Genomic DNA, 20,325 nt, shown 5'->3' on the forward strand with positions numbered 1-20,325 from the left:
GTTACATTCCGAACCCGGAAGCTAAGCCTTACAGCGCCGATGGTACTGCAGGGGGGACCCTGTGGGAGAGTAGGACGCCGCCGAACTCCTTTTAGAGCTCTGGCTCTTGGGCATGCAGCCCGAGAGCCAGAGCTTTTTTGCGTTGGGGTAGGGTCAGGGGGCATCGTAAGTACGTTTCCCACAGGAGGCTCCCGGGTGGAGGTCCAGGAGACCCGCGTCCAGACGGACCGGGTCCTCACCATCCCCAACATCCTCAGCATGGCGCGGCTCGTTGGCGTGCCGCTGTTCCTGTGGCTGATTCTCAGGCCCGAGTTCGGCGGGCCGAAGAGCGATGGCTGGGCGCTTCTGGTGCTGGCTCTGAGCGGCGTCAGTGACTATCTGGACGGCAAGCTCGCGCGGCGCTGGAACCAGATCAGCAGTCTCGGCCGGCTGCTGGATCCCGCTGCTGACCGGCTCTACATTCTCTCGACTCTGGTCGGTCTCACCTGGCGCGAGATTCTGCCCATCTGGTTGACCGCTGCACTTCTGGCCCGAGAGCTGGTTCTGCTGGTGATGGTGGGCGTCCTCAGGCGTCATGGCTATCCGCCGCCGCAGGTGAACTTCCTGGGTAAGGCGGCCACCTTCAACCTGATGTACGCCTTCCCGTTGTTGCTGCTCAGTGACGGGAGTGGCTGGCTCCCGTCACTCGCTGCTATTTTCGGATGGGCGTTCGCCGGATGGGGTACAACGCTGTACTGGTGGGCAGGAGTCCTCTACGTGGTACAAGTCCGCCGCCTGGTTCGTGCGGACGCCATGGCCGATTGAACTCGCGGATTGAAGTGGGCGTAGCTGCTCGATGGCCCGCGGCGGAAAAGTGCGGGACAATCTGGACGGGTGAAGTCGGCTAGACCGTCGTCTCTTCGAGGAGGACGCTTCCGACATGAAGGCCGTCGTGATGGCCGGGGGCGAAGGCACACGCCTGCGCCCCATGACCTCAAGCATGCCCAAGCCGCTCCTGCCGGTGGTCAACCGGCCGATCATGGAGCACGTTCTGCGGCTGCTCAAAAGGCATGGGCTGACCGAAACCGTCGTGACCGTTCAGTTCCTGGCCTCGCTGGTCAAGAACTACTTCGGTGATGGTGAAGAGCTCGGAATGGAGCTCAGCTATGCCAATGAGGAGAAGCCACTCGGTACCGCCGGAAGCGTCAAGAACGCCGAAGAGGCGTTGAAAGACGATGCTTTCCTCGTCATCTCCGGTGATGCCCTGACTGACTTCGACCTCACCGAGCTGATCAATTTCCACAAGGAAAACGGCGCGCTGGTCACCGTCTGTCTGACCCGTGTGCCCAATCCGCTGGAATTCGGCATCACCATTGTCGATGAGGAAGGCCGGGTCGAGCGCTTCCTGGAGAAGCCGACCTGGGGTCAGGTCTTCTCGGACACGGTGAACACCGGCATCTATGTCATGGAGCCCGAGGTCTTCGACTATGTCGAGCCCGACGTCCCCGTGGACTGGTCCGGCGATGTCTTCCCGCAGTTGATGAAGGAGGGCAAGCCGATCTATGGGTATATCGCGGAGGGATACTGGGAGGACGTCGGCACTCACGAGAGCTACGTGAAGGCGCAGGCCGACATTCTGGAGGGCAAGGTCGACGTCGAGATCGACGGCTTCGAGATCTCCCCGGGTGTGTGGGTGGCGGAAGGCGCTGAGGTGCATCCTGATGCCGTTCTCCGCGGGCCGCTGTACATCGGGGACTACGCCAAGGTCGAGGCCGGGGCGGAAATCCGGGAGCACACCGTCGTCGGCTCGAACGTCGTCGTGAAGAGCGGCGCCTTTCTGCACAAGGCTGTTGTCCACGACAACGTGTACGTCGGGCAGCACAGTAATCTGCGCGGTTGCGTCGTCGGTAAGAACACCGACATCATGCGCGCCGCCCGGATCGAGGACGGCGCGGTCATCGGTGACGAGTGCCTGATCGGTGAGGAATCGATCGTTCAGGGCAATGTGCGCGTCTATCCGTTCAAGACCATCGAGGCCGGCGCCTTCGTCAACACCTCGGTGATCTGGGAGTCGAGGGGGCAGGCGCATCTCTTCGGTGCTCGTGGTGTCTCCGGAATCCTGAACGTGGAGATCACGCCCGAGCTCGCCGTGCGCCTCGCCGGCGCCTATGCGACGACCTTGAAGAAGGGTTCCACCGTCACGACGGCTCGCGACCACTCCCGTGGTGCGCGTGCGCTGAAGCGGGCGGTCATTTCCGCTCTGCAGGCCAGCGCCATCGACGTACGAGATCTCGAGAACGTACCGCTGCCTGTGGCGCGGCAGCAGACCGCGCGGGGCAGTGCCGGCGGGATCATGATCCGGACGACGCCCGGGGTGCCGGATTCCGTGGACATAATGTTCTTCGACGGGCAGGGTGCCGACCTGTCTCAGGCCAGTCAGCGCAAGCTCGACCGGGTCTTCGCGCGGCAGGAGTACCGGCGTGCGTTCCCGGGTGAGATCGGGGATCTGCATTTTCCGGCCAGTGTCTTCGACTCGTACACCGGGTCGCTGCTGCGGAACGTCGATACGACCGGGATCTCGGAGTCGGGGCTCAAGGTCGTGGTCGACGCGTCGAACGGGAGTGCCGGGCTTGTGCTGCCGAGTCTGCTCGGCAAGCTCGGTGTGGACTCGCTGACCATCAACCCGGGTCTGGACGAGTCGAGGCCCACGGAGTCGGCGGATACGCGACGGTCGGGGTTGGTGCGGCTGGGCGAGATCGTGGCGTCGGCGCGGGCCGCGTTCGGGGTGCGGTTCGACCCGGTCGGTGAGCGGCTGTCGCTGGTCGACGAGAAGGGGCGGATCGTCGAGGACGACCGGGCCCTGCTCGTCATGCTCGACCTCGTGGCCGCTGAGCGGCGCAGTGGACGGGTGGCGCTGCCGGTGACCACCACACGGATCGCCGAGCAGGTGGCGGCCTATCACGGGACTCAGGTGGAGTGGACGACCACATCACCGGACGATCTGACCCGGGTGGGCCGTGACGACACGACGATCTTCGGTGGTGACGGCAGGGGCGGGTTCATCGTCCCGGAGTTCAGCAGCGTCTTCGACGGTACGGCGGCCTTCGTACGGCTCATCGGGCTGGTGGCGCGGACGCAGCTCACGCTCAGCCAGATCGACGCGCGGATCCCGCGGGCGCATGTCATCAAGCGGGACCTTGCGACTCCCTGGGCCGTGAAGGGGCTAGTCATGCGGCGGGTCGTCGAGGCCGCCGGCGATCGCTTTGTCGACACCACTGATGGTGTGCGAGTGGTGGAGACCGACGGGCGCTGGGTGATGGTGCTGCCCGACCCGGCCGAAGCGGTCACCCATCTGTGGGCCGAGGGGCCGGACGACGCGTCCGCGCAGGCCCTGCTCGACGAGTGGTCGGCTGTCGTGGACAGCGCCGGCCGCTGAGGCAAGCAGCACGCGCGCGTGCCGGACAGGTGTCCCCGAACGGGGCCTGTCCGGCACGCCGGTGGGGCCATTCGGAGGTAGTGGTCGCAACGTGCGACGATGTGCGGCATGCCGCAGCCCCCCGTTCGGAGCACACCTACGCCCCCCACGCGGCCCGACGCGTCCATGTCGCTGCTCACCAACGTCATGGATCACAGCCTCGACGACGGGTACGCAGAGGCTGCTGCCCGGAAGAAGGCCGCGGGCGACGGGGGTCTGCCCAAGACGCTGCGGGCGAAGCTGGGGCTGGCTGCTGGTCTGGTGCTCGCGGCGCTCGTGGTGACTGTGGGAGCGGCGCAGGCGCGGGTGGCTGCGCCGGTCATGGCCAAGGAGCGCGAGGAACTGATCGACCGCATCGACCGTGAGACGGCGGCGGCCGACCAGCTGGAGGAGTCCGTCGACAAGCTGCGTGACGACGTGAGCGCGAGACAGCGCGAGGCGCTGAAAACGACAGGTGACAGCGACCAGGCCGAGCTGGTGGGCATCCTGGCGGGCGCCGTGGAAGTGCACGGGCCCGGCGTGAGGCTCGTCGTGAACGACGCCAAGGAAGCCTCCACCGATGGCGACGGCAATCCGCGCGGGACATCCGGGTTCGCCGACACCGGGCGGGTGCGCGACCGTGACATGCAGCGTGTGGTCAACGGACTGTGGGAGTCGGGCGCCGAGGCGATCTCCATCAACGGGCAGCGGCTGACGGCGCTGTCGGCCATCAGGGCCGCGGGAGACGCGATACTGGTCGACAACAAGCCGCTGGTCCCGCCGTACACGGTGCTCGCGGTGGGGGACGGGAAGCGGCTCAGCACCAGGTTCCAGGACAGCGCGGACGGGCTCTACCTGCACGCCCTGCAGGAGAACTTCGGGATCAGGACCAGTATTTCCGTGCAGGACGACCTTCGACTGCCCGCCGCACCGAGCGTGACCGTACGTACCGCACAGCCGAACACCGAGAAAACCGAGAAGGGCACATCGTGATCGCCGTACTGGGCCTCGTCGTGGGAGTCGTGGCCGGCCTGTTGGTCCGGCCCGAGGTTCCGGCGGTCGTCGAGCCTTATCTGCCGATCGCCGTCGTGGCGGCGCTGGACGCCGTCTTCGGGGGTCTGCGGGCCATGCTCGACGGCATCTTCGACGACAAGGTCTTCGTCGTGTCGTTTCTGTCCAACGTGGTCGTGGCCGCGCTGATCGTGTTCCTGGGCGACAAGTTGGGTGTGGGCGCCCAGCTTTCCACGGGTGTCGTCGTGGTGCTCGGCATCCGGATCTTCTCGAACGCCGCGGCCATTCGCCGGCACGTGTTCCGGGCGTGAGGCCGATGAGCAACCACGACGAGACACCCGAGAACAGGCTGCGCAAGGAACTGCCCGAGGAGGTTCCTGCGGTCGGCGCTGCCGAGGCCGCGGAGGCTCCCGAGGAGCAGCAGAGCGGGCTGACCGGGCGGCAGCGGCTGGTGCAGGGGCTGTGGCCGCCGAGGGTCACCCGGGCCCAACTCATCGTCGCCCTGCTGCTGTTCGGCCTCGGCTTCGGCCTGGCCGTCCAGGTCGCGTCCAACAGCGACGGTGACAGCGCACTGCGGGGCGCACGTCAGGAAGATCTCGTTCGCATTCTCGATGAACTGGACGACCGTACTCAGCGTCTTGAGGACGAGAAGCAAGGTCTTGAAAAGCAGCGCGACGAGCTGGAGAACAGCTCGAACCAGGCCGAGGAGGCCCGCAAGCAGACGGTCGAGAAGGAAAGGCAACTCGGCATTCTGGCGGGCACGGTGGCCGCGCAGGGACCAGGCATCACGTTGACCATCGACGACACGAAGGGGACGGTCGAAGCGGACATGCTGCTCGACGCGATCCAGGAGCTGCGCGCGGCCGGCGCTGAGGCGATCCAGGTGAACGGCGTACGCGTTGTCGCCGGAACCTATCTGACGGATTCCGGCAACAGCGTGAGCGTCGACGGGAACAAGATCAACGCTCCCTATCGTTTCAAGGTCATCGGCAAGCCGCAGGACCTGGAACCGGCGCTCAACATCCCTGGAGGCGTGGTGCAGACTCTCGAGAAGGAGCAGGCCACCGTGACCATCGAGCGGTCGGACAAGATCGTCGTGGACGCCTTGCGAGCTGCGAAGCGGCCTGACTACGCTCGGTCGTCCTCCCAGTGAACCGGCGGTGCATGGCGGACGTCCGGCGAGGGCATGAGGTTGCGGGGGGTCGACGCACCGAATGGGTGGTGCGTGGTGGAAACTGTCTGGTGGAGACGGACGTTGTGAAGATGTCCGGGTCGGCCAGTGTGAGCAGTCAGGGTTCGTCCTGCCCCACGGGCGGGTCTGTTTCGGTCAAGGGGAATCGCCCGTGAAGTTGTTTGCGAAGTTGTTCGGCAAGAGCGCGCGAGAGGGTAACGACAACGCGACCGCTCGTCATCGCGCACAGGGGGACGAGGAAGGGCAGCGTCCCCTCTTCAGGGACCAGGTGCCTGGTCCGGGCGGCGACATTTCCGGAGGTCAAAGCGCGCCGTCAGTTGACCCTGGCCAGTCCGGCGACATAGGTTTCGGGCAACCGTCAACCTCAAGTACGGGTGGAGGGTTTTCCCCGATGTCGGCCCTGGTGTGTACGAGGTGCGGTAACCGCAACGCGGAGAACAGCCGCTTCTGTTCCAACTGCGGCGCTCCGCTGCGGGCCGGTGCGACGCCCGAGCGCCCGTCCGAGACGACCTCCACGATCTCCATCTCCGGCCTTGAGGCTTACGACGCCGAGGTCACCGGCCAGACGCAGATCCCGGCGCTGTCCCCCGAGGCACAGGCGGCTGTCGACGCGCTGCCGCTGGGCTCCGCGCTGCTGGTGGTGCGTCGCGGGCCGAACTCGGGCAGCCGTTTCCTCCTGGACAGCGATTTGACTACGGCTGGTCGGCACCCGCAGAGCGACATCTTCCTGGACGACGTGACGGTCTCGCGTCGCCACGTGGAGTTCCGTCGCGCCCAGGACGGCTCGTTCACGGTGGCCGATGTCGGCAGCCTGAACGGCACCTACGTCAACCGCGAGCGGATCGACCAGGTCGCTCTGAACAACGGCGACGAGGTGCAGATCGGCAAGTATCGGCTGGTCTTCTACGCGAGCCAGCGGGGCTACTGACCCTCCCCCGGAGTCCATCCGGGGAGACCCAGGGAAGGTCCATGCTGAAAACACCGAGCGGCGGTGCCCGGCCCGGCGCCGCCGCCACGGACAGTCGGCTGATGAGCATCGGCACGGTCCTGAACGTGCTGCGCGAGGAGTTCCCTGACATCACCATCTCCAAGATCCGCTTTCTGGAGTCGGAGGGTCTTGTCGAGCCGCAGCGGACCCCCTCGGGGTACCGCAAGTTCAGCGCGCAGGACGTCGAGCGCCTCGGCCATGTCCTGCGGATGCAGCGGGACCACTATCTGCCGCTCAAGGTGATCCGCGAGCATCTGGACGCCATGGAGCGCGGTGAAGCCGCCCCCCTGCCGGCACTGTGCCGCCAGCGGGACGGCGAAACCGTGCTGGAGCCCGTCGAGGGGCCCGCGGTGGCCCGGGTGGGGCGCGCCGAGCTGCTCGTGGCTGCCGGGATCGGTGAGCAGGAGCTTGAGGAGTGGGAGTCGTACGGCCTGATCGCTCCGTTGCCGGGCGGGGCGTACAAGGCGGAGGCGGTGACCGTGGCCTCCCTCGTCGCCGAGCTGGGGCGGTTCGGGATCGAGCCGAGGCATCTGCGGGTGATGAAGGCGGCGGCCGACCGTGAGGCCGGGCTCGTGGACCAGGTCGTGGCACCCCTCAGGCGCCACCGCAACCCGCAGACCAGGGCACACGCGGAGGCCCGTGCGAAGGAGCTGGCGGGGCTGACGGTGAAGCTGCATGCCGCGCTCGTGCAGACCGCGCTCGGGGTGCAGCTGCCCTGAGCCGGGCATACCCGGGATCGGCCGGATCGGCCAGCCGTTCTCGGCCCGACTACCCAAACGTCCCGAGCACGGCCTAGGGTTGCTGTGTGAACGAGCTCGATGTCGTAGGTGTCCGGGTGGAAATGCCCTCCAACCAACCGATCGTGCTCCTGCGCGAAGTGGGAGGCGACCGCTACCTCCCCATCTGGATCGGGCCGGGGGAGGCGACGGCGATCGCCTTCGCCCAGCAGGGCATGGCCCCCGCGCGACCGCTGACCCACGACCTGTTCAAGGACGTGCTGGAGGCCGTCGGTCAGGAGCTCACCGAAGTACGCATCACGGATCTGCGTGAGGGCGTCTTCTACGCCGAGCTGGTCTTCGCCAGCGGTGTCGAGGTGAGCGCCCGCCCATCGGATGCCATAGCGCTGGCCCTGCGCACCGGAACGCCGATCTACGGCAGCGACGGGGTGCTCGACGATGCCGGCATCGCGATTCCGGACGAGCAGGAGGACGAGGTGGAGAAGTTCCGCGAGTTCCTCGACCAGATCTCGCCCGAGGACTTCGGCACCAGCAGTCAGTGAGGCGGCGTGGGCTGTCTGCGGCTCGTGGTCCGTGAACGGGTGGCCCGCAGTCGGTTGCGGCTCAAATGCCGGCATTTGCCTGCGGCGAGTGAGAGCGTCCCGCGGCCTCGTTCGAGCGCATTCGGCTAGCCTTTCCCCGCGGTGGGGTGCGGGAAACCACTCCTAGGGTGATTATCACTCGGCGTGCCGAGTGTGGCGATCGTTGACGCACCCCTGGTGACTGCCTACCGTCGAGAAGGCAGGTCAAGGACGGAGGTCGGCGTGAGAAGCAGCGGCGACGGTGCGGGTGGGGGCGCTTCCGGGCCCAGTCTCGGGGCGAGGACGAGCGGACCGTACCCGCTTCAGGGCAGCGCGACCGATCACGCTCCGCAGCGACCGACGGCCGTGCCGAGCAGCGGCGGAGGGGCGGCGTCCATGGAGTCCGAGGAGATCGGCTACCGCGGTCCGACGGCGTGTGCGGCCGCCGGTATCACCTACCGGCAGCTCGACTACTGGGCGCGCACCGGCCTGGTCGAGCCGAGCGTGCGGCCCGCGTACGGGTCGGGGACACAGCGGCTGTACAGCTTCCGGGACGTCGTCGTCCTGAAGATCGTCAAGCGGTTCCTCGACACCGGTGTGTCGCTGCAGAACATCCGGACCGCCGTGCAGCATCTGCGGGAGCGGGGCTTTCGTGATCTGGAGCGCATGACGCTGATGAGCGACGGTGCGACGGTGTACGAGTGCACCTCGCCGGACGAGGTTCATGCGCTGCTCCAGGGTGGGCAGGGGATCTTCGGGATCGCCGTGGGTGTGGTGTGGCGGGACGTCGAGAGTGCCTTGTCGCAGTTGCACGGGGAGCGCATCGACACCGGGGAGACGTTGGTCGGGCACAACCCCGCCGATGAGCTGGCTCGGCGGCGTAATCGGGCTGTCTGAGCAGTCTGAGTGGCCGTCGCAGCGCGGTCGTAGCGGGGCATTGTCAGTGGCGTGAGGCAGCATCGGAGATGTGAGAAACGCGCCCACGATCCTGCATCTCGACATGGATGCCTTCTACGCCTCGGTGGAGCAGGCATCCAAGCCGAGCCTGCGCGGGAAGGCCGTGATCGTCGGTGGGATCGGGCCGCGTGGAGTCGTTGCCACCGCGTCCTATGAGGCTCGGGTCTTCGGGGTGCACTCGGCGATGCCCACGGCCCAGGCGCGTCGGCTGGCGCCGAATGCCGCGTATCTCGTCCCGCGCTTCGCGGTCTACCGGGAGATCAGCGAGCTGGTGATGGGACTGCTGGGGGAGCTGTCGCCGCTGGTGGAGCCGCTGAGCCTGGACGAGGCGTTCGTGGACCTGGACGCCGGGGGAGTGGCCTGGGACGAGCGGTCGGCGCGGCTGGTGGGGACGAAGCTGCGCGGCGACATACGGGCGGTCACGGGGCTTGCGGGGTCGGTGGGGCTGGCCGGGTCCAAGATGCTGGCGAAGATCGCCTCGGAGCAGGCCAAGCCCGATGGGCTGGTGCTGATCGAGCCCGGGACCGAGAGGGCGCTGCTCGGGCCGATGTCCGTGCGGACGTTGCCGGGGGTGGGGCCGGCGACGGGGGACCATCTGCGGCGGGCCGGGATCCACACGGTCGACGAGATCGCCGAGGCGGGGGAGGACGAGCTCGTACGGCTGCTGGGCAACGCCCATGGTCGTGCCCTGTATGCCATGGCGCTGGCGCATGACGATCGGCCTGTGGTGGCGGAGCGGGAGGCCAAGTCGGTCTCCGTCGAGGACACGTATGACGTGGACATCCATGATCGGGTCCGGGTCGGGCTTGAGGTGCAGCGGCTGGCCGACCGTTGTGTGCGGCGGTTGCGGGGGGCCGGGTTGTCCGGGCGGACGATCGTGCTGAAGGTGCGGCGGTACGACTTCTCCACCCTGACGCGGTCCGAGACGTTGCGGGGGCCTACGGATGATCCGGCGGTGGTGCGGGAGGCTGCGGCGCGGTTGCTGGATGCCGTGGACACGACGGGGGGTGTGCGGCTGCTGGGGGTCGGGGTGAGTGGGTTGGCCGACTACACGCAGGAGGATCTGTTCGCGCAGGCGGCGGGGGAGCGGGTGGAGCTCGCCGAGGAGGAGGGGGATCAGGGGGAGCCTGCGGAGGAGCGGGAAGTCGTGCCTGTTGAGCGGCGGTGGGTTGCCGGGCATGACGTGCGGCACGTCGAGTATGGGCATGGGTGGGTACAGGGGAGTGGGCTAGGGCGGGTGACTGTGCGGTTCGAGACGCCTGGGTCGGAGCCGGGGCGGGTGCGGACGTTTCGGGTGGACGATCCGGGGTTGGAGTCGGCCGAGCCGTTGCCGCTGGTGGCGCGAAGACCTGGGGGTTCGGGAACGGGGGGCGGGGAGGGGGACTCGGGGGTGGCGTCTGCGGTTCCGGGCGGCTAGGGGGCGGGTTGGCTGGGGGTGTGGGGTGGCGGAGGGCCTGGGGAGCTTGGCTGCCGAGCCGGGCCGGGGTTGTGGTTGCGCTGGAGGTGGGGACGCTCGTCCGCGCTTGCGTGGTGCCGCCTGCGCCCACCCGTGCCGCCCCAGCGGCACGACTGCCCGCAGGCTGGGTGGGTTCCGTGCCAGCGGCATGGCTGTCCGCAGGCTGGGTGGCGGGGACCCGGGGGCTGTGCGTGCTTGGGTGGGTTCCGCCCTGGCGGTGTGGCTGCCCGCAGGTTGGGTGGGTTCCGTCCTGGCGGCGTGGCTGTCCGCGGGCTGGGTGGGCTTGGGTCCCGTGGGCTGTGCGGGGCAGGCCGGTGGCTGGGGTGGGTGTGGCCTCAGGTGCGTGAGGAAGGGCTTAGGAACTGCAGCGGGTCGTTGGGGATGGAGCGCGTTGTAGGAGGGTGAGATAGGCATGCCGTAAGAGCGGCTGTGGGGAGGGAACGGAGTGTCGTGGGGGTGGGGCACGTGTGTCGTGGGCGCTGTTGTGGAGTGAGCAGGCGTGCCGCCGCAGGCGCTGTTATGGGGTGGGGCTGGAGTGCCGTGATGGTGGTTGTGGGGTGAGGTAGGCGTTTGGTGGGGGCTGCTGTGGGGTGAAGCAGACGTTTCGTCGGGGCTGATGTGGGGTGGGTCAGGTGTCCTCTGTGCCTGCCAGCTTGCCGAAGTCTCGGTCTGGGATGGGGGGCGGAGGTGCCACGTTCAGGCCGTAGTGGTGGTAGAGCTGGAGTTCCTGTTCGGGGGAGAGGTGGCGGCCTACGCCGAAGTCGGGGGCGTCCTTGATCAGGGCTCGGTCGAAGGGGACGTGGAGGGTGCCCTCTACGAGTTCGCTGGGCTCCAGGGGGACGAAGGCGTCCCGGGAGAACAGGCCGGTGCGTATCGCCGCCCATTCCGGCACTCCGGTCGCGTCGTCGAGGTAGACCTCGTCGATGGTGCCGATCTTGGTGCCGTCACGGTCGAAGGCCTTGCGGCCGATCAGATTGCGCGGATCGATGTCGGTCTGCACGGGCCCTCCACTTGGTCGCAACTCATCCGTAAGCACTACGAAAGGGCACATTGGTGAGTGCGGCCACTCGAAGGTTCGTGCGTTGACCTCGCTGGTAGTCTTGCTAGCGGCTGCTGACCCCGTGCGGGAGAGTCCTCCGGACACCATCGGAGGCGCCGAAGGAGCAAATCCTCCCCGGAATCTCTCAGGCACACGTACCGCACGGACGAGGTCACTCTGGAAAGCAGGGCGGGTGTCGATGGCCTCCGCTCTCACCGACGGTGAAAGCCGGGAGCCCTCGGGTGGCCCGGTGAAGCTCTCAGGTTGAGATGACAGAGGGGGAGGCCGTCCGGGTACCCGTGCCGTGGTGCCCCTCGAAGGTCGTGTCAGACCAGGAGGCCTCCGCAATGACCGCCCATCGCATTCCGCTCTCCGAGCTCGAGCAGGGTATTCCCTTCGAGCAGCGTCACATCGGTCCCGATCATGAGGCTCGGGCCAAGATGCTTGCCCATGTCGGGTACGGCTCGCTGGACGAGCTCACCGCCGCCGCGGTGCCGGATGTGATCAAGAACGCCGACTCCCTCGATCTGCCGGGGGCGCGTACCGAGGCCGAGGTGCTGGCCGAGCTGCGGTCGCTCGCCGACCGCAATCAGGTGCTGGACTCGATGATCGGGCTCGGGTACTACGGGACGTTCACTCCGCCGGTCATTCTGCGGAATGTCATGGAGAATCCCGCCTGGTACACCGCCTATACGCCGTACCAGCCCGAGATCTCGCAGGGGCGGCTCGAAGCCCTGCTGAACTTCCAGACCATGGTCGCCGATCTCACCGGGCTGCCGACGTCAGGCGCCTCGCTGCTCGACGAGGGCACGGCGGCCGCCGAGGCCATGGCCCTGTCCCGGCGCATGGGAAAGAACAAGAAGGGTCTGTTCCTGATCGACGCGGACGTCCTTCCGCAGACCATCGCCGTGATCGAGACCCGCGCCGAGCCGACGGGTGTGGAGGTCGTGGTCGCCGACCTCAGCGAGGGAATCCCCGCCGAGATCGCCAGGCGTGAGATCAACGGCGTGCTCCTCCAGTACCCGGGCGCCTCCGGTGTCGTACGGGACATCAAGCCCGTCATCGAGCAGGCTCACGAGCTCGGTGCCCTCGTCTCCGTCGCCGCCGACCTGCTCGCGCTCACCCTGCTGAAGTCCCCTGGTGAGCTCGGGGCGGACATCGCGATCGGGACGACGCAGCGGTTCGGTGTGCCGATGGGCTTCGGTGGGCCGCACGCCGGCTACATGGCCGTGCACGAGAAGTTCGCGCGCAGCCTGCCCGGTCGGCTCGTGGGCGTGTCCGTGGACGCCGACGGGAACAAGGCGTACCGGCTGGCCCTGCAGACGCGTGAGCAGCACATTCGCCGGGAGAAGGCGACCAGCAACATCTGTACCGCTCAGGTGCTGCTCGCCGTGATGGCCGGGATGTATGCCGTCTACCACGGGCCCGAGGGGCTGAAGGGCATCGCTCTGCGGACCCATCGGTATGCCGCCGTCCTCGCCGCGGGGCTCGCGGCGGGTGGGGTCGAGGTGGTGCATGGCGCCTACTTCGACACGCTGACCGTGCGGGTGCCCGCGAAGGCCGCCGAGGTCGTCGCCGCCGCCCGGCAGAACGGCGTCAACCTGCGTCTCGTCGATGCCGACCAGGTGTCCATCGCCTGCGACGAGACCACCACGCGGGCCCAACTGGGCGCCGTATGGACGGCGTTCGGGGTCGAGGGGGACATCGAGGCGCTGGACGCGGCGGCCGAGGACGGTCTTCAGGGTGGGCTGCTGCGCGGGGACGAGTACCTCACGCACCCCGTCTTCCACCAGAACCGCTCCGAGACGGCCATGCTGCGCTACCTGCGCCGGCTCGCCGACCGTGACTACGCGCTCGACCGCGGCATGATCCCGCTGGGCTCCTGCACGATGAAGCTCAACGCGACGACCGAGATGGAACCGGTCACCTGGCCGGAGTTCGGGCAGCTGCACCCCTTCGCGCCCGCCGAGCAGGCGCAGGGCTATCTGACGCTCATCCGCGAGCTGGAGGAACGTCTCGCCGAGGTCACCGGCTACGACAACGTGTCGCTCCAGCCCAACGCCGGGTCGCAGGGCGAGCTGGCCGGGCTGCTCGCCGTACGCGGGTACCACCGGGCCAACGGGGACGAGCAGCGGACCGTGTGTCTGATTCCGTCGTCCGCGCATGGGACCAATGCCGCCAGTGCCGTCATGGCCGGCATGAAGGTCGTCGTCGTGAAGACCGCCGAGGACGGCGAGATCGACGTCGAGGACCTGCGGGCGAAGATCGAGCAGTACCGCGACGAGCTGTCGGTGCTGATGATCACGTACCCGTCGACGCACGGTGTGTTCGAGGAGCATGTCGCCGACATCTGCGCGCAGGTGCACGACGCGGGCGGGCAGGTGTACGTCGACGGCGCCAACCTCAACGCCCTTGTGGGGCTTGCCAAGCCGGGGCACTTCGGCGGTGACGTGTCCCACCTGAACCTGCACAAGACGTTCTGCATTCCGCACGGTGGCGGCGGTCCGGGCGTCGGGCCCGTCGCCGTGCGGGCGCACCTGGCGCCGTATCTGCCGAACCACCCGCTGCAGCCCGCCGCCGGGCCCGAGACGGGAGTCGGGCCGATCTCGGCCGCGCCCTGGGGCTCCGCCGGGATCCTGCCGATCTCGTGGGCGTACGTCCGGCTCATGGGCGGCGAGGGACTCAAGCGGGCCACGCAGGTGGCGGTGCTGTCCGCCAACTACGTCGCCAAACGGCTGGAGCCGCACTACCCGGTGCTCTACAACGGGCCGGGCGGGCTGGTCGCGCACGAGTGCATCATCGATCTGCGGCCGCTGACCAAGGCGACCGGGGTGAGCGTCGACGACGTGGCCAAGCGGCTCATCGACTACGGCTTCCACGCGCCGACGATGTCGTTCCCGGTGGCCGGGACGCTGATGATCGAGCCGACCGAGTCCGAGGACCTGGCCGAACTCGACCGGTTCTGCGAGGCGATGATCGCCATCCGCGCGGAGATCGAGAAGGTCGGGTCGGGCGAGTGGCCCGCCGACGACAACCCGCTGCGCAACGCCCCGCACACCGCGGGCGCGCTGGGCGGGGAGTGGGAGCACGCGTACGGCCGTGACGAGGCCGTGTTCCCGGCCGGGGTGTCGGCCACCGAGAAGTACTGGCCGCCGGTGCGCCGGATCGACCAGGCCTTCGGTGACCGGAACCTGGTCTGCTCCTGCCCGCCGCTGGATGCGTACGAGGACTGACGTTCACGGGTTCGTACCCGTACCGACGCAGCTGAACTTAGGGCTCCGCCCCGGCCGTCCATGGCCGGGGCGGAGCCCTTGTGCGTCACGTCGTCGTCAGTGCGACCTCCGTCGCCTTGACCAGCGCGACCACGGGGACGCCGGGGGACAGGGCGAGGTCGGTGGTGGCGTCCTTGGTGATGGCCGCGGTCAGGTCGGCGCCGTCCACGGCGATCTTGACCGAGGCCATCGCGCCGCCCGTGGCGAGGCCGGTGATCGTGCCGGGGAGCTGGTTGCGGATGGACAGGCCCTTGACCGGGGCGGTGGCGAGGGAGATCTCCGTGGCCTTCACGAGGGCGTTCACGGCGGTGCCCGCGGTCAGGCCGAGGTCCTCGACGGCCTCCAGGGTGACCGCCGCGGTGAGGTCCTGGCCGCCGGCGAGGCGGACCTTGACCGTTGCCATGACCTCGCCGGGGGTGATGGCGGTGACGGTGCCGGGGAGCTGATTGCGGATGCTCAGGCTCATGGGGGACGCCTCGCAGACGGTAGGGGCTTGTGGCGGCTTGGGCTAGCGATTCCTACCGTAGTGCCCGCTGTTGTCCGGTTACGTGCGGTCGATGTGGACGTTCGTCGACTTCACGCGGGCGGTGGCCTCCATGCCCACCTCCAGGCCCAGCTCCTCGACCGCCTCGCGGGTGAGGAGGGAGACCAGCCGGTGCGGGCCGGCCTGGATCTCGACCTGGGCCGCCACGTCGCCGAGTTTGATCGCGGTGACGATGCCGGGGAAGGCGTTGCGGACGGACGTGTACGACGTCTCCTCCTCGCCACTGCCGGACTTGGCGAGTTCGACCGAGAACGCGGCGAGGTCCGTGCCGTCGATGAGGCGCCGTCCGGCCTCGTCGCGGTGGGTGGCCACCCGGCCCGCGTCCGCCCAGCGGCGGGCGGTGTCGGGGCTCACGCCCAGCAGTCGCGCCGCCTGGCCGATCGTGTAGGAGTGCATGCCGGTCACGATAGGGGGCATCGCTGGGAACCCTGGGCAGGGGGTTGGCCGTTGGGTATAACGCGATATGGCGTTAGTGGGGTCGATGGCGTGTGATCGGGGTGAGGGTATGTCGGCTGAGCCGTCGCGGACGGGGCTGCGGGCTTCGGACGTGGACCGGGACCGCGTGGTGGACGTGCTGAACGCCGCGGCGGGTGACGGCCGGCTGAGCATGGAGGAGCTGGACGAGCGGGTGACCGCCGCCCTTTCCGCCCGCACCTTGGGTGAGTTGGCCGCGCTGAGGGCGGATCTGTCGCCGGTGCCGGGCGGAGTCGAGGCCAAGGATGTCGTCCGTATCGAGCAGCAGGGCGGCTCGTTCGTGCGGGGTGAGGGGTGGGTGGTGCCGCGGCGGCTGGAGATCAAGTCGTCCTGGGGTGACGTGACCCTCGACTTCACGCACGCGGTGATAGCCGACGGGACCTTGCGCATCGACCTCGACATGCAGGGCGGCACCTTGAGGCTGGTCACCCGGCCTGGCGTCGTGGTGGACACCGACTCCTTGGCCGTCGAATACGCCAAGATCAAGGCGCGTCCTGCCGGTGACGCCGGTGTGCCGGTCGTGCTGCGGGTCGAGATCGCGGGGCGGAAGGCGTACGGGCGGGTCGTGGTGGGGCCCGCTCGGCGTACGCCGTTCAGCAGATCTCGGGCGGCGTGGGTGTTGGGCTGAGTGGATCTCGGATGCCTTGGATCTCGGACGGCGTGAGTCTCGGGCTCAGTGGGTCCCGGGCGCCGTGAGTATCGGGCTCAGCAGATCCCCGATGCCCTGCTCGACGGGCTCAGTAGATCCCCGACTCCCGGAGCACCGCCCGAGCCGTCGCGTCGTCGATCTGGTGCCGCAGCTTCTCCAGTACGTCCGTGCCTTCCCGTAGCGTCCCGCGCTCCCGCGAGCGGCGTATCCCGTTGTCGAGCTCGTGCCACAGCAGCGGGTTGGCGATCAGGGTGCGAGGGTCGAGTTCCAGGCGGCGGCCGTCGGTGTCGCGCAGGATCAGGTGTGCGGAGAGATCGCCGTACTGCCGTAGGGCCACCAGGGCGTCCGTCCGTACCCGCTGCCGTCGTACGAGCCCCTGGACCGCCAGCCATCCCGGGCCGGCGGTGACGCGTTGAGGGAGCAGGATCGTGAAGAGCGCGGCCGTCATCGCCAGCCAGAGCAGGGTGCGGGAGGGTGTCAGGGTGTCCGCGTCCCAGTCGACCAACAGGGTCATGGCGAAGAAGGTCAGGGTGCAGCCCATGGCGAACCGCACGCTGCCTGGCCAGTGGCGGTCGCCGGTCGGGGCCGGACGCGGTCGTCTGCCATGCACACGATCGACGGTAGGTGGCCGGGGCGCCCGAGTGACCGCCCGTGACGGTGTTCTGACGCCTTACGAGTCATCGTTGACGCGATCCTGATGGCCGCAGGCGTTTCAGCCGGTGTGCACCCGTGGTCGCCGGGCCGGCTCGGGCTCGGCCTCGCGCAGCACCTCGCGGGTGACCGGGGCGACCTCGCCCTGGCCGAAGAGGAAGAAGCGCAGGAAGTTGGTGAAGGGGTTGCCCTCGGTCCACTCGAAGTACATGTGCGGGATGCAACCGGTCGTGTCACGGACGTGCAGGAGCAGCGCGGCCAGGGCGTTGGGGATGGAGGCGGACTCCAGAGTGAGGACGCGGTAGCGGTTGTGCATGACCTCGCCGCGTACCGTCAGGCCCGCCTCGAACTCCGACGGGTCGGTGACCGTCACCTCGACGAAGACGAAGTCCTCCTGGCCCGGGATGTCGTTGTCGGTGCGGATCTGCTCGACCTTGTCGCGGTACTCGGCCTTGTCCCGACGGTCCGGCTCGTTGGCGATGAACCGGATCTTGCGGCTGGCTATGTCCCGGACGAAACGTTCCGCCATGGGGTCGAGCGTCACGCTGGTCACGCGGAGCTCGAAGGCGCGCAGCAGCCGCGAGAGGAGGGAGATGAGGATGATGCCCGCGATGAAGCAGGCGCCGATCTTCACACCGTCGGGGCGCTCGATGACGTTCACGACGGTCGTGTAGAGGAACACCGCCGAGATGACCGCGAAGCCGATGAACCACTTGCGCTGGCCGGCCTCGCGGGCGGCGATGGTCACGGCGATCGCGGCGGAGCTGATCAGGACCAGCACGCCCGTGGCGTAGGCGCCGCCCTGGGCGTCGACATCGGCGTCGAAGATCCAGGTCACCAGGAAGGCGACCAGCGTGAAGACGATGACCATGGGGCGCACCGCGCGCGCCCAGTGCGGGGCCATGCCGTAGCGGGGCAGATAGCGCGGCATCAGGTTGAGCAGGCCGGCCATGGCGGAGGCGCCGGCGAACCACAGGATGGCGATTGTCGAGGCGTCGTAGACCGTGCCGAAGACGTTGCCGAGGTACTCGTGGGCGAGGAACGCGAGTGCGCGGCCGTTGGCCTCGCCGCCCGACTCGAACTCCTTCTCCGGGATCAGCAGGGTGGTGATGAAGCTCGTCGCGATCAGGAAGCAGCTCATGATCAGGGCGGCGGTGGTGAGGAGCTTCTTGGTGTCCCGGATGCGGCCCTTGGGGTCCTCCTCGGTCTCGCCCGGGTCGCCCTTGACGTGGGGCATCACGGCGACGCCGGTCTCGAAGCCGGAGAGGCCGAGCGCGAGCTTGGGGAAGACGATGAGGGCGACGCCGATCATGACGAAGACGTTGCCGTGCTCGGCGGTGAGGGCGTTGGACCAGTCGGTGACCACGTGTCCCTCGGTGGCGACGTGGTACAGGCCGACGGCCACGACGACCGCGTTCAGCGCGAGATAGCCCGCGACCAGGGCGACGGCGACGCCGATCGCCTCCAGGAAGCCCTTGAGGAACACGGCGCCCAGCAGTGCCACCAGGATCAGGGTGATCACCAACTGCTTGTCGTGCAGGGCGCTTTCCAGGTGCGGGTTCTCGACCAGGTGGGTCGAGGCGTCCGCCGCCGACAGGGTGATGGTGATCAGGAAGTCCGTGGCCGCGAAGCCGAGCAGCGTCAGGACGAAGAGCTTGCCCTTCCAGAACGTCAGGAGTCGCTCCAGCATCGCGATCGAGCCCTGGCCGTGCGGGCTCTCCTCGGCCACCCGCCGGTACACGGGCAGGGCGCCGGCCAGGGTGACGATCACCAGCACGATGGTGGCGATGGGGGACAGCAGGCCGGCCGCGAGGGCCGCGATGCCCGGCTGGTAACCGAGGGTCGAGAAGTAGTCGACGCCGGTGAGGCACATGACGCGGTACCAGGGCTGGCCCTTGTGCTCCAGCTTGGACTCGGTCGGCTCCGCCTGGCGGCCATGGCCCTTGCCCATGTCGGACAGGCCCTCCAGCATCCAGGCGCGCAGGCGACTGGGCGGAGGGTGTTCGGTCGTGGCCATCGGCGTGCTCCTGATGTGCGGACGCCACCATGTGCGGTTGCGGGACGGCGTCGGATTCCGGCCATCACGCGGACGGCGGCACCAGCGTATGCGGAGAGTGACGCCCGGGCCCACGGATGATCGGCAGGGCGGCGTCAAGCTTCCGTTAAGACTGGCTCTGTCCGCGGTGGGCGTGCATCAAGAGTTCAGCTCACGGACTCGTAGGGCGGGGGTTGGGCTGTATGTGGGGGTGCCAGGGGGTGGAGTGGGGGCGGACACGCAGCGTCAGGGCTCATGCGCTGGCCCCGGCCCCGGCCCCGCACGCTGGCGCACGGACGTCGGCGGTGGGACGGCGGCACGGTCCCGTGAGGTCACTGACGCCCGTGGCCTTCTCGGCGGCCGATAGGGAATCCAGTCGCGCTCCGTGCCCGGACGGCCCTGCTCAGCAAGGTATTTGTGGGACTCATACGGCCTGGTGGTGTGTCGCGTCAATCCGCGTCAAACCGGCCTGAGCGCACGTCAGAAGCACGTCAACGGAGGCCGTTCATGGCTGGATCGCGACCACGACCGAGGTGACGCCGGAGGTGTGGGCCGCCTCCGCGAGAACGTAGGCCGCGTACGGCGTCACCAGCGCGATCACCGTCTCCAGGACCGGGTCCTCGGTGCGCCGCCGGATCAGCGCGACCACGGCCGCGACCGCCGCGCCGATGACCGTGCCGCCGCCCGCGAGGACGGCGAACTCCGAGCCCGCCGCACTCCAGTCGGCGGCCGCCGACGCCACGGCCACACCTACGGCGACACGGAACAGCACCAGCGAGGTCGCGTCGTTGAACAGGCTCTCCGCCTGCACCAGGACCTGCACCTTGGGCGGCAGTGCCAGCCGACGGCCCAGTGCTGTGACCGCCACGGGGTCGGTGCTGGCCAGGACCGCACCGAACACCAGGGCCAGCTGCCAGGACAGCGGCGTGATCGCCGACGCGACCGCGCCGACCGCCGCCGCCGACGCCAGCACCAGGCCCACCGCGAGGACGCCGACGGGCTTCCACACCAGCCGCAGCTCACGCCAGGAGAGTTCCTCCGCACTCGCGTACAGCAGCGGCGGCAGAACGACGAGGCCGATGACCTCCGGGCTGATCTCGATCTGCGGGGTGCCCGGCAGCAGCGCCACGGTCAGCCCGGCGACCACGAGGAGAGGGGGCGGGTATCCGCGGCGGCGTGCGAAGGTCGCCACCAACGTGGTCAGTACCACGAGTGCGGGAACCGTACCCACGCCGCGCATGCCGACTTCCCCCTGGGGGCCCTGAGCGAAGCCACCATGGCTTCGAGCCGACCAGACTTCCCGGCACACCGCCTTCACCTATCGGCC

At 68.5% G+C, this 20,325-nt stretch carries 17 protein-coding genes, 1 rRNA gene, 1 pseudogene and 1 riboswitch; of the genes and pseudogenes, 13 read left to right on the forward strand and 6 right to left on the reverse strand.

Annotated features, from left to right (window positions below):
• From rrf to ACIA8X_RS43610, 11 genes are all read left to right on the forward strand, one after another.
• Nucleotides 1–86, forward strand: a 5S ribosomal RNA gene (rrf, locus tag ACIA8X_RS43560); the annotation flags it as partial.
• Nucleotides 87–195: 109 nt separating this feature from the next.
• The gene (locus ACIA8X_RS43565; RefSeq protein ID WP_093904149.1) at nucleotides 196–804 is read left to right on the forward strand and encodes a CDP-alcohol phosphatidyltransferase family protein; all 609 of its coding nucleotides are present in this window, start codon (nucleotides 196–198) and stop codon (nucleotides 802–804) included.
• Nucleotides 805–919: 115 nt separating this feature from the next.
• Nucleotides 920–3,415 (forward strand): sugar phosphate nucleotidyltransferase, encoded by a 2,496-nt coding sequence (locus ACIA8X_RS43570; protein ID WP_393461692.1) that lies wholly within the window; start codon nucleotides 920–922, stop codon nucleotides 3,413–3,415.
• A gap of 99 nt (nucleotides 3,416–3,514) precedes the next feature.
• Entirely contained in the window at nucleotides 3,515–4,426 is a 912-nt protein-coding gene (locus ACIA8X_RS43575; protein ID WP_393461694.1) for a DUF881 domain-containing protein, read from the forward strand.
• Entirely contained in the window at nucleotides 4,423–4,755 is a 333-nt protein-coding gene (locus ACIA8X_RS43580) for a small basic family protein (RefSeq protein ID WP_003988855.1), read from the forward strand. The genes ACIA8X_RS43575 and ACIA8X_RS43580 overlap by 4 nt, the downstream gene beginning before the upstream one ends.
• Before the next feature lie 5 nt (nucleotides 4,756–4,760).
• Nucleotides 4,761–5,597 (forward strand): DUF881 domain-containing protein, encoded by an 837-nt coding sequence (locus ACIA8X_RS43585; RefSeq protein ID WP_393461696.1) that lies wholly within the window; start codon nucleotides 4,761–4,763, stop codon nucleotides 5,595–5,597.
• A 61-nt stretch (nucleotides 5,598–5,658) separates the two neighbouring features.
• Nucleotides 5,659–6,564 (forward strand): FHA domain-containing protein, encoded by a 906-nt coding sequence (locus tag ACIA8X_RS43590; RefSeq protein WP_393461698.1) that lies wholly within the window; start codon nucleotides 5,659–5,661, stop codon nucleotides 6,562–6,564.
• A gap of 41 nt (nucleotides 6,565–6,605) precedes the next feature.
• Nucleotides 6,606–7,343, forward strand: coding sequence for a MerR family transcriptional regulator (locus tag ACIA8X_RS43595; RefSeq protein ID WP_393461700.1), 738 nt, complete (start codon nucleotides 6,606–6,608; stop codon nucleotides 7,341–7,343).
• 86 nt (nucleotides 7,344–7,429) lie between these two features.
• Complete coding sequence (locus tag ACIA8X_RS43600; protein ID WP_004002801.1) at nucleotides 7,430–7,903, forward strand: bifunctional nuclease family protein; 474 nt, start codon at nucleotides 7,430–7,432, stop codon at nucleotides 7,901–7,903.
• 261 nt (nucleotides 7,904–8,164) lie between these two features.
• Nucleotides 8,165–8,818 (forward strand): MerR family transcriptional regulator, encoded by a 654-nt coding sequence (locus tag ACIA8X_RS43605; protein ID WP_393461703.1) that lies wholly within the window; start codon nucleotides 8,165–8,167, stop codon nucleotides 8,816–8,818.
• Between the two features lie 70 nt (nucleotides 8,819–8,888).
• Nucleotides 8,889–10,295 carry a DNA polymerase IV gene (locus tag ACIA8X_RS43610; RefSeq protein WP_393461705.1) on the forward strand — a complete coding sequence of 469 codons (1,407 nt, stop codon included), beginning with the start codon at nucleotides 8,889–8,891 and terminating at the stop codon, nucleotides 10,293–10,295.
• Between the two features lie 667 nt (nucleotides 10,296–10,962).
• Here ACIA8X_RS43610 and ACIA8X_RS43615 read toward each other — a convergent pair.
• Entirely contained in the window at nucleotides 10,963–11,334 is a 372-nt protein-coding gene (locus ACIA8X_RS43615) for a PRC-barrel domain-containing protein (RefSeq protein WP_393461707.1), read from the reverse strand.
• A gap of 114 nt (nucleotides 11,335–11,448) precedes the next feature.
• Nucleotides 11,449–11,544, forward strand: a riboswitch (glycine riboswitch).
• A 176-nt stretch (nucleotides 11,545–11,720) separates the two neighbouring features.
• On the opposite strand from ACIA8X_RS43615, the gene gcvP reads away from it, so the two are divergent.
• On the forward strand, nucleotides 11,721–14,606 hold the full coding sequence (gcvP, locus tag ACIA8X_RS43620) for an aminomethyl-transferring glycine dehydrogenase (protein ID WP_393461709.1): 2,886 nt from the start codon (nucleotides 11,721–11,723) through the stop codon (nucleotides 14,604–14,606).
• Between the two features lie 85 nt (nucleotides 14,607–14,691).
• On the opposite strand, the gene ACIA8X_RS43625 is transcribed toward gcvP, so the two are convergent.
• Both ACIA8X_RS43625 and ACIA8X_RS43630 read right to left on the reverse strand, forming a co-directional pair.
• Nucleotides 14,692–15,111, reverse strand: coding sequence for a molybdopterin-binding protein (locus tag ACIA8X_RS43625; RefSeq protein ID WP_393461711.1), 420 nt, complete (start codon nucleotides 15,109–15,111; stop codon nucleotides 14,692–14,694).
• Nucleotides 15,112–15,189: 78 nt separating this feature from the next.
• Nucleotides 15,190–15,585, reverse strand: coding sequence for a molybdopterin-binding protein (locus ACIA8X_RS43630; RefSeq protein WP_393461713.1), 396 nt, complete (start codon nucleotides 15,583–15,585; stop codon nucleotides 15,190–15,192).
• Between the two features lie 109 nt (nucleotides 15,586–15,694).
• Between ACIA8X_RS43630 and ACIA8X_RS43635 the strand changes: the two genes are divergently transcribed.
• On the forward strand, nucleotides 15,695–16,291 hold the full coding sequence (locus ACIA8X_RS43635; protein ID WP_393461715.1) for a DUF1707 domain-containing protein: 597 nt from the start codon (nucleotides 15,695–15,697) through the stop codon (nucleotides 16,289–16,291).
• Between the two features lie 109 nt (nucleotides 16,292–16,400).
• Here the strand turns inward: ACIA8X_RS43635 and ACIA8X_RS43640 are convergent, their stop codons facing one another.
• The 3 genes and pseudogenes from ACIA8X_RS43640 to ACIA8X_RS43650 form a co-directional block, all read right to left on the reverse strand.
• On the reverse strand, nucleotides 16,401–16,922 hold the full coding sequence (locus ACIA8X_RS43640; protein WP_393461717.1) for a hypothetical protein: 522 nt from the start codon (nucleotides 16,920–16,922) through the stop codon (nucleotides 16,401–16,403).
• A gap of 102 nt (nucleotides 16,923–17,024) precedes the next feature.
• Nucleotides 17,025–18,980: an amino acid transporter gene (locus tag ACIA8X_RS43645; protein WP_393461719.1), complete on the reverse strand. Its 1,956-nt coding sequence runs from the start codon at nucleotides 18,978–18,980 to the stop codon at nucleotides 17,025–17,027.
• Nucleotides 18,981–19,515: 535 nt separating this feature from the next.
• Nucleotides 19,516–20,238: pseudogene (locus ACIA8X_RS43650) on the reverse strand (cation:proton antiporter); the annotation flags it as partial.
• Nucleotides 20,239–20,325: the final 87 nt, after the last annotated feature.

The organism is Streptomyces sp. NPDC051738 (assembly GCF_044453205.1).
Lineage (GTDB): Bacteria > Actinomycetota > Actinomycetes > Streptomycetales > Streptomycetaceae > Streptomyces.

Excerpts from the sequence above, each read along its gene's own strand:
- ACIA8X_RS43575 (WP_393461694.1), top strand. The coding sequence starts at position 3,515 with ATGTGCGGCATGCCGCAGCCCCCCGTTCGGAGCACACCTACGCCCCCC.
- ACIA8X_RS43645 (WP_393461719.1), bottom strand. The coding sequence starts at position 18,980 with ATGGCCACGACCGAACACCCTCCGCCCAGTCGCCTGCGCGCCTGGATG.
- ACIA8X_RS43635 (WP_393461715.1), top strand. The coding sequence starts at position 15,695 with ATGTCGGCTGAGCCGTCGCGGACGGGGCTGCGGGCTTCGGACGTGGAC.
- gcvP (WP_393461709.1), top strand. The coding sequence starts at position 11,721 with ATGACCGCCCATCGCATTCCGCTCTCCGAGCTCGAGCAGGGTATTCCC.
- ACIA8X_RS43585 (WP_393461696.1), top strand. The coding sequence starts at position 4,761 with ATGAGCAACCACGACGAGACACCCGAGAACAGGCTGCGCAAGGAACTG.
- ACIA8X_RS43570 (WP_393461692.1), top strand. The coding sequence starts at position 920 with ATGAAGGCCGTCGTGATGGCCGGGGGCGAAGGCACACGCCTGCGCCCC.
- ACIA8X_RS43590 (WP_393461698.1), top strand. The coding sequence starts at position 5,659 with ATGGGTGGTGCGTGGTGGAAACTGTCTGGTGGAGACGGACGTTGTGAA.
- ACIA8X_RS43625 (WP_393461711.1), bottom strand. The coding sequence starts at position 15,111 with ATGAGCCTGAGCATCCGCAATCAGCTCCCCGGCACCGTCACCGCCATC.
- ACIA8X_RS43630 (WP_393461713.1), bottom strand. The coding sequence starts at position 15,585 with ATGCACTCCTACACGATCGGCCAGGCGGCGCGACTGCTGGGCGTGAGC.
- ACIA8X_RS43595 (WP_393461700.1), top strand. The coding sequence starts at position 6,606 with ATGCTGAAAACACCGAGCGGCGGTGCCCGGCCCGGCGCCGCCGCCACG.